8 protein-coding genes are annotated in these 8,011 nt (G+C 42.2%); all 8 read left to right on the top strand.

All coding sequences use genetic code 11. From position 1 onward, the window contains the following. Positions 1 to 116 precede the first annotated feature (116 nt). Positions 117 to 1,223 carry a M56 family metallopeptidase gene (locus Q0K03_RS06495; protein WP_297238911.1) on the top strand — a complete coding sequence of 369 codons (1,107 nt, stop codon included), beginning with the start codon at positions 117 to 119 and terminating at the stop codon, positions 1,221 to 1,223. A 3-nt stretch (positions 1,224 to 1,226) separates the two neighbouring features. After that, a complete protein-coding gene (locus Q0K03_RS06490) occupies positions 1,227 to 1,445 on the top strand; it encodes a hypothetical protein (RefSeq protein WP_297238910.1) in 219 nt (72 codons plus the stop codon). A gap of 82 nt (positions 1,446 to 1,527) precedes the next feature. Next, positions 1,528 to 2,391 carry a methylenetetrahydrofolate reductase [NAD(P)H] gene (gene metF / locus Q0K03_RS06485; RefSeq protein WP_297238909.1) on the top strand — a complete coding sequence of 288 codons (864 nt, stop codon included), beginning with the start codon at positions 1,528 to 1,530 and terminating at the stop codon, positions 2,389 to 2,391. Then, the gene (locus Q0K03_RS06480) at positions 2,388 to 3,026 is read left to right on the top strand and encodes a vitamin B12 dependent-methionine synthase activation domain-containing protein (protein ID WP_297238908.1); all 639 of its coding nucleotides are present in this window, start codon (positions 2,388 to 2,390) and stop codon (positions 3,024 to 3,026) included. Before metF ends, Q0K03_RS06480 begins: the two co-directional genes overlap by 4 nt. Before the next feature lie 10 nt (positions 3,027 to 3,036). Then, on the top strand, positions 3,037 to 5,397 hold the full coding sequence (locus Q0K03_RS06475; RefSeq protein WP_297238907.1) for a homocysteine S-methyltransferase family protein: 2,361 nt from the start codon (positions 3,037 to 3,039) through the stop codon (positions 5,395 to 5,397). A 13-nt stretch (positions 5,398 to 5,410) separates the two neighbouring features. Beyond that, positions 5,411 to 7,243, top strand: coding sequence for a YgiQ family radical SAM protein (locus Q0K03_RS06470; protein WP_297238906.1), 1,833 nt, complete (start codon positions 5,411 to 5,413; stop codon positions 7,241 to 7,243). Next, positions 7,243 to 7,740 (top strand): cytochrome B, encoded by a 498-nt coding sequence (locus Q0K03_RS06465; RefSeq protein ID WP_297238905.1) that lies wholly within the window; start codon positions 7,243 to 7,245, stop codon positions 7,738 to 7,740. Before Q0K03_RS06470 ends, Q0K03_RS06465 begins: the two co-directional genes overlap by 1 nt. Positions 7,741 to 7,754: 14 nt before the next feature. Further along, the coding region (locus tag Q0K03_RS06460) for a hypothetical protein (RefSeq protein WP_297238904.1) at positions 7,755 to 8,011 on the top strand (257 nt) is incomplete at its 3' end.

The raw sequence follows: 8,011 nt of genomic DNA, 5'->3' as shown, positions 1-8,011 counted from the left end.
ACGCAAAGTCTATATCAACTCGCATCGTATCTGGTCTTGAACAATACCGATAAAGAAGTGCTTCAAGAACTGAAAGACTTGATCACAAAAAGACAGAAAGAATTAGGAAACTGATTATGCGTTTGTCCATGTCATCCATCTTCATCACGTTGATCATGGTTACTTTAATGGGATTGTTGTTAAGCGCGATACTTCATCAAAAGAAACGGTTCATTTTCTTTCGAGCTGACTTATTGATCGTATTGGGATTGATTATTTTAATAAGGCTTTTATTTCCTTTAGAATTTCCTTTTACCTTCAGTATTTATATCCGTGAACTGATGAATCCGATCCAGGCCTTGTTTAACTTTGAAATTATAAACGGCCTATCCGTTTTTACGCTTTTCTGCGGTATATGGGGGATGGGATCCTTGATAAGTTTGTTTATTTACTTACAGAAAATACGAACTTCTAAGAAAATATTGGAGAATATCATTCCCATCGCAAAGAAATCCACTGTATCTGCGTTAGTTTCAAAGAAATCCCTGCCGGATCATCCGGTTTGGATCACCAGTCAGATTTCAACGCCCATGGTTTTTGGATATAAAGAAGTTATCTTATTGCCGGATAGTGAATTTAATGAGGATGAACTTGAGGTGATATTAAGCCATGAACTTCAACATGTAAAAACGCATGATATCTATATCAAACAATTCATGAATATCTTAATGATTCTTTACTGGTGGTTTTTACCGATATATTGGCTTAACCGCAACATAAATCTGGCATTGGAAATTCGTGCGGATACAAAGGCCACAAAAGGAATGTCAGAAGAAGATATATTGAATTATGCGTATACTTTAGTATCCATTGAAGATAGGATCCATTTTTCCAAAACCGATCGCTCGCTCGCGGTGAGTTCTCATTTTTTGATTCGGGAAAACGCAAGTGTTCTTTCTTATCGGATCAATTACCTGCTGCATTCCAGTTTCAAAAAGAAAACCAATGTGATTTTTCTGGTTTTGATTATTTTATTGCCGTTTTTATCGAATTCAATTATTTTTGAAGCGGATTTTGGGTTGCCGGATGCACAATTTGATTATGTTACGGTTGAGGATCTACAGAATGGGTATATCCTTCATCAAAAAGACGGCACGTATACTTTGGTCATGGGAGAGACCCGGGCTGAGATAGAAAATCCGTTCACTCTTGATTTTCAACATTTACCTATAGTGGAGGAGTAAGTTATGAAAAAAATATTATTATCGATTGTATGTATGACATTCATGTTTGTGTCGGTTCCTGTTTATGCTTTGGAGGATACTTCATCGACAGGAAATCAGGAAACAATTTCGGCTCGGGCCGATAAGTTGGAATGGATCTATAGGATCATTGACGGCAAGCTTTATAAAAGACTTTGGAACCGAACCCAGAATCGCTGGGAGGGCGATTGGATCCGAGCATAGTGGTGCAGTTATCGCTGCACTTTTTTATTTCTTTTGACGATTAAAATCAGTATAATTGAACTAACATTCAGAGGAAAAGAGTATGAAAATATCAGAACTGTTAAAACAAGATAAAGTTACCCTGTCTTTTGAGGTTTTCCCGCCTAAAAAGATAGACGATTATTCCAAAGTGGAACAGGCCGCAAAGGAAATTGCCAGCCTTCATCCAGATTTTATGTCGATTACCTATGGAGCCGGCGGAGGAACAAGCCAGTATACAGTGGATCTTGCCCGGGACATTCGCCAGAAATACGGCACGGAAGTTTTAGGTCATCTGACTTGTGTATCCAGTACCAGAGAGCATGTAGCGAACATGATCGAAGAATTTAGAAGTGCAGGAATCGAAAATATCATGGCTTTACGAGGGGATATTCCCAAAGAAGGAAGAACGGTCTTTGACTATCATTATGCCAGTGAATTGATTCGGGAAATCCGAAAAAGCGGCGATTTCTGTATTGGAGGCGCCTGCTATCCGGAAGGCCATATTGAATGTGAGCACAAAAAAGAGGACATTCTTCATCTGAAAGAAAAAGTAGAGGCGGGCTGTGATTTCCTGACGACACAGATGTTTTTTGACAATAACATTTTGTACAACTTTTTATATCGCATACGAGAGGCAGGCATCAATGTGCCGGTGTTAGCGGGGATCATGCCTATCACGAATAAAAAACAGCTTGCGCGAAGCGTGCAGATGTCGGGGACCAATGTGCCTGAACGTTTCCGTGCCATTGTGGATCATTTTGGCGAGGATCCTCAAGCGATGAAACAAGCGGGAATCATTTATGCCAGTGAACAGATCATTGATTTGATTGCCAATGGCGTAAAGCATATTCATGTATATTCTATGAACAAACCAGAAGTTGCCAAAGCCATACAAGACAATCTGGCTCATATCGTAAAGAAATGATCGATGTATCACGAAAGGAAGTCTATCGTTATTTAGGCTATGGATATCAAATTCCGGATGCCGTGATCCAGAAACGTGTGGAAGAGGCAATCTGTCAATTTGAATCTTGTCAGCCTCGTCATGTCGTTCGGGAGTTTGATCTTAAGATCCATGAAAACAGAATCGAGTTTGAGTCGCTGTGTATACAATCCAGGGATCTTTTAAAAAACTTGAAAGGCTGTACGAAAGTAGTTTGTATGGCGACTACTTTAGGACGATTTCCCGATCATTTGATCCAAAGGGCAAACATTGTAAATAAAGCCGATGCCGTGATCTTTCAAGCTGTAGGAGCGGCCATGATCGAAGCCTATACGGATCATATCAATGCGCAAATCAAAGAAGAGGCTTTAAAACGGGGCTATTATTGTCACCCGCGCTATTCTTGCGGGTATGGAGATTTTGATCTAGGATATCAAAAAGATTTTATTCGGATCCTGGACATGCCTAAAACGATTGGCGTGACCTTGACGGAAGGGAATCTCATGGTTCCATATAAATCGATCACGGCTCTGATTGGACTTTCAAAAGAAACGATGGAAAAGAGTGAAAACTCATGCGCGGCTTGTTCGCAAAAGGATTGTATATATAAGAAATGAGGATCAAAGAATGAAATTAATGGATCGAATTGGAAAAGAGTGGATATTTTTTGATGGCGCCATGGGAACCATGATCCAGAAAGCAGGGCTGCAGCCAGGGGAATTTCCGGAAACATGGAATTTGAGCCATCCTGAGGCATTGATCCAGATTCATCGAGCGTATCTGGATGCCGGCTGTCACATCATCAATGCGAACACTTTTGGTGCCAATCGGCTTAAATTCAACAATGTGGAAGAAATTGTTTCTTCAGGAATACAGCTTGCCAGAAAGGCCATTGCTCAATCGGGCCGTAAAGATGCCTATGTCGCTTTAGATATAGGGCCTACAGGGAAACTTTTAGAACCGATGGGCGATCTGGGTTTTGAAGAAGCGGTTTCTATTTTTGCCCAAATGGTACAAGCCGGAAAAGAAGCGGGAGCAGACCTGGTATTGATTGAAACGATGTCGGATGGGTACGAGGCCAAGGCAGCCGTTCTGGCCGCAAAAGAAAATTGTGATCTTCCTGTTTTTGTAACGATGATCTTTGATGAAAATCAAAGACTTTTAAGCGGGGGATCGATCGAATCAACGGTAGCCATGCTGGAAGGGCTGGGAGTGGATGCCCTGGGAATCAACTGCGGACTGGGACCGGTACAGATGATGCCGATCGTGAAAAAGATCGTAGAGATCTCTTCGCTGCCGGTGATCGTAAACCCCAATGCCGGACTGCCTCGACAAGAAGGAACAAAGACGGTCTATGATCTAAGTCCGGAAGAGTTTTCAATGGCAATGAAGAAAATTGCCGGGATGAAGGTGCAGATTCTTGGAGGGTGTTGCGGGACCACGCCAGAATATATGGAAAAGATGATCAAGGAAGTACAGGTTGTTCCTTGCCATGAAAATACATTTAAAACAGACAGCTGGGTGACGTCATATTCAAAAGCGGTTAAAATCGGAGATGTTCCGGTGGTGATTGGAGAAAGAATCAATCCGACAGGGAAGAAGCGCTTTAAAACCGCTTTGATGGAACAGGATTTTGATTATATTTTATCGCAGGCCCTGTCACAGGAAGAAGCCGGTTCCCATATTCTGGATGTCAATGTAGGAATACCGGATATCGATGAAGCGGATATGATGCCTAAAACGATTTTGAAACTTCAAAGTGTGACGGCCTTGCCATTGCAGATCGATACCTCGAATGTAAAAGCTTTGGAAAAGGCTTTGCGAATCTATAATGGGAAACCTATGGTCAATTCTGTGAATGGAAAACTGGAGAATATGGAACAAGTGTTTCCGCTGATAAAAAAATATGGAGCCATTGTCGTAGGTCTATGCCTGGATGAAGAAGGAATCCCTTCAAATTCTGAACAAAGAGTAAAAATCGCTGAAAAGATCATTGCCAAAGCCGGCGAATACGGGATTCATTCCAAGGATATCGTTATTGATGGGTTGGCTATGACGATTTCTTCGCAAAAGGAAGGCGCTTTGGTGACTTTGGATACGATTGATAAAGTGTACCATCGATTAGGCTGCTCGACGATATTGGGGGTTTCCAATATTTCTTTTGGATTGCCAAGACGGGAACTGATCAATGCTTCGTTTTTAACGATGGCCTTATCGCGCCATTTATCGTGTGCCATCATAAATCCCAACAATGAACCCATGATGCAGGCCTATTATTCGTTTAAGGCTTTGATGACGTTGGATCCTAATTGCGAAGAATATATTGAAGTTTTTGGGAATTCGAAGGAAGAAGCTGTAAGAATGGAGCCTGCCATCGATTTGTCCTATGCGGTGGAAAAAGGCTTGATGGAACAGGCCAGGGAAGATACCCGAACTTTGTTAAAAGATAAGAAGCCATTAGAGATCATCGATACGTATTTGATTCCTTCCCTGGATAAAGTGGGGCAGGGATTTGAGCAGGGGACCTTGTTTTTGCCGCAGCTGTTAATGAGTGCGGATGCAGCCAAAGCCAGCTTTGAGATCCTGAAAGATTCCATGACCAAAGAAACCATCCAGATCAAGGGAAAGATCATCCTGGCCACGGTCAAGGGAGATATTCATGACATTGGAAAAAATATCGTTAAAGTCATGTTGGAAAATTATGGCTATGAAGTGATCGATCTGGGGAAAGATGTGGATCCCGAAGTGATCGTGAAGACCGCCATCAAAGAAGATGTTTCCTTAGTGGGGCTCAGTGCTTTGATGACGACAACCGTGACGAATATGGAAGCCACCATAAAGGCTCTTCATCAATATAAGCCCGATACAAAGATCGTGGTAGGCGGAGCTGTACTGACCCAGGAATATGCCGATAAGATCCATGCGGATCATTATGCCAAAGATGCGATGGCAACCGTTCGCTATGCGGACAGTTTGTTTGTGAAGTAAGTGAGGATAGAATATGTCTTTTTTACCGACAACCAGAGAAGAAATGATCGAACAGGGATTTGATCAAGTGGATTTCGTATATGTATGCGGGGATGCCTATGTGGATCATCCCTCTTTTGGCTGTGCCATTATCACAAGAACGTTGCAGGCTTTTGGATATAGCTGTGCCATTCTTTCACAGCCCGATTGGCATCGCGATGAAGAATTTCTGCAGTTTGGCACACCGCGGCTGGGCTTTCTTGTTTCCGCAGGGAATATTGATTCCATGGTAAATCATTATTCTGTGAACAAACGAAGAAGAGATAAGGATTCTTATACGGACCAGGGAATCATGGGAAAGCGTCCAGACAGAGCCACAATTGTCTACACACAGGTCTTAAAACGGCTGTTTCCCAATGTTCCCGTTCTGATTGGGGGCATTGAAGCCAGCCTTCGCCGTTTGGCCCATTATGACTACTGGGATGACAAGGTGCGTCGTTCTATTTTAATGGATTCACAGGCGGATCTTTTGATGTTTGGCATGGGAGAAAATACAATCATTGAAGTGGCCGAGGCTTTAGACAGCGGATTGAGTGTCCATGATCTGTGCTATATCCGGGGGACCGTTTGGAAGACCAAGTCGATTGAACATATCATCGACGATTATATTTTACTGCCGGACTATAAGAGCGTCAGTACAGATAAAAAGGCGTATGCTAAAAGCTTTCTGATCCAGTATCACAATCAGGATGCCATTCAGTCTAAAATGTTGATTGAGCCTTATGAAGGATGGTATATCGTTTGCAATCAGCCGCCGCTTCCTTTAAGCCAGGAACAAATGGATTTTACGTACTCTCTTCCTTATGAAAGAACCTTCCATCCCAAATATAAATATGTTCCAGCCATCGAAGAGGTGCAGTTTTCCATCACCAGCAATCGAGGCTGTTTTGGGTCCTGTGCTTTTTGTGCCATTACCTCCCATCAGGGGCGTGTGATTTCATCCCGCAGCACGGAAAGTGTGGTTGAAGAGGCAAAAAAGATCATTGAAATGCCAAATTTCAAAGGGTATATTCACGATATAGGAGGTCCAAGCGCCAATTTTTCCCGTCCTGCCTGCGATAAGCAGAAAGAGTATGGGGCTTGTAAGAACCGGCAGTGTTTGTGGCCGAAACCTTGTCCGAATTTAAAGGTGGATCATTCCCATTACGTAGAAATGCTGGATGCGGTGCGTCAGCTTCCAAAAGTAAAAAAAGTATTTATTCGTTCCGGGATCCGTTATGATTATTTGATGTATGATCCGGATGAGACCTTTTTTGACCGGCTGGTCAAGTATCATATCAGCGGACAGCTAAAGGTCGCTCCTGAACATGTCAGTGCCAAAGTGCTAGACAAGATGGGCAAGCCACGCAAAGAATTGTACTTGAAATTTGTGGATAAGTATTACGAAAAAAACAAAGAGCTGGGCATGAAACAATATCTGGTCCCTTATCTGATGAGCTCCCACCCAGGCTGTGATCTGAACGATGCCATTGAGTTGGCTTGTTATTTAAAGAAGATCCATCATACGCCTAAACAGGTACAAGACTTTTATCCGACGCCGGGAACGCTGGCCACTTGTATGTATTACACCGGTTTGGATCCTAGAACGATGAAGCCGGTTTATGTAGCGAAAACCTATGAAGAAAAGTTGGAACAAAGGGCGCTGATGCAGTATAGTTATCCCAAAAACTATGATATTGTGTACCGAGCTTTAAAGAAAGCACATCGGGAGGACCTGATTGGATCGGGACCTAAATGCCTGATTCCATCGCGCCGGCCAGGCAGACCATCACTCAGAAAAACATATAAAGGATCCGGGAAACGATAATGCGTGTAAAAGAGATTACACGCATTGCTTTGATGGGGGCCATGATGTATGCCGTTTTTCAGGCTTTCTCCAATATTTTATATCTGGAGATGATCACGTTTACGATTCTGTCTTTTTCGCAAGTGTTTTCGCGAAAAGAAGTCATATTGGCCTGCCTTTTGTTTTCCTGTATTCAAATTTTATTGAATGGCCTTATGATCTGGAATGTGGCTTATTTGATCATTTTTCCGGTCTATGGTTTTCTGTTTTCGAGCCATAAAAAGTTTTTGGAAAATCATAAGGGATGTCTGCCGTTTTATGGAGCTTTCTTTTCTTTTTTGATTGGTCAGCTTGTCGATCTGCCGTTTTTGTTGTTTAGTAAAACGGTAACCATGATCTATATGTTGATGGGATTGAAGACGTCGTTGATCCAAGGCCTGTTGACTTTTATCGTTCTTTTGTTTTTGTTTGAGCCAGTTCATAAGATCTTGGAACAGATCAAAAGACAAAGTATATAGAAAGGATATTGAATATGAAGAAAAAAATTGTTTGGGCACTTATCGCCCTGGTATTGATCCTTGGGGTGACCCTGGGTACATCTCTATTTAGAAAACCTGCTCAGACAGGGGATAAAGAGATCCATGTAAAAGTCATCGATCAAACTCAGACAAAAGAGCAAATTGTTCTTGAGGATTCATATTATACAGATGCATCCACGCTTACTGAGTTCATTAATGAAACCGATGCTTTGGATGCATCGATGGAACAAAGCGATTACGGTTCTCTTCT

The organism is uncultured Faecalicoccus sp. (assembly GCF_944327125.1).
GTDB lineage: Bacteria > Bacillota_I > Bacilli_A > Erysipelotrichales > Erysipelotrichaceae > Faecalicoccus.
This window is presented reverse-complemented; position numbering and strand designations above follow the sequence as displayed.

Excerpts from the sequence above, each read along its gene's own strand:
- Q0K03_RS06495 (WP_297238911.1), top strand. The coding sequence starts at position 117 with ATGCGTTTGTCCATGTCATCCATCTTCATCACGTTGATCATGGTTACT.
- Q0K03_RS06490 (WP_297238910.1), top strand. The coding sequence starts at position 1,227 with ATGAAAAAAATATTATTATCGATTGTATGTATGACATTCATGTTTGTG.
- metF (WP_297238909.1), top strand. The coding sequence starts at position 1,528 with ATGAAAATATCAGAACTGTTAAAACAAGATAAAGTTACCCTGTCTTTT.
- Q0K03_RS06480 (WP_297238908.1), top strand. The coding sequence starts at position 2,388 with ATGATCGATGTATCACGAAAGGAAGTCTATCGTTATTTAGGCTATGGA.
- Q0K03_RS06475 (WP_297238907.1), top strand. The coding sequence starts at position 3,037 with ATGAAATTAATGGATCGAATTGGAAAAGAGTGGATATTTTTTGATGGC.
- Q0K03_RS06470 (WP_297238906.1), top strand. The coding sequence starts at position 5,411 with ATGTCTTTTTTACCGACAACCAGAGAAGAAATGATCGAACAGGGATTT.
- Q0K03_RS06465 (WP_297238905.1), top strand. The coding sequence starts at position 7,243 with ATGCGTGTAAAAGAGATTACACGCATTGCTTTGATGGGGGCCATGATG.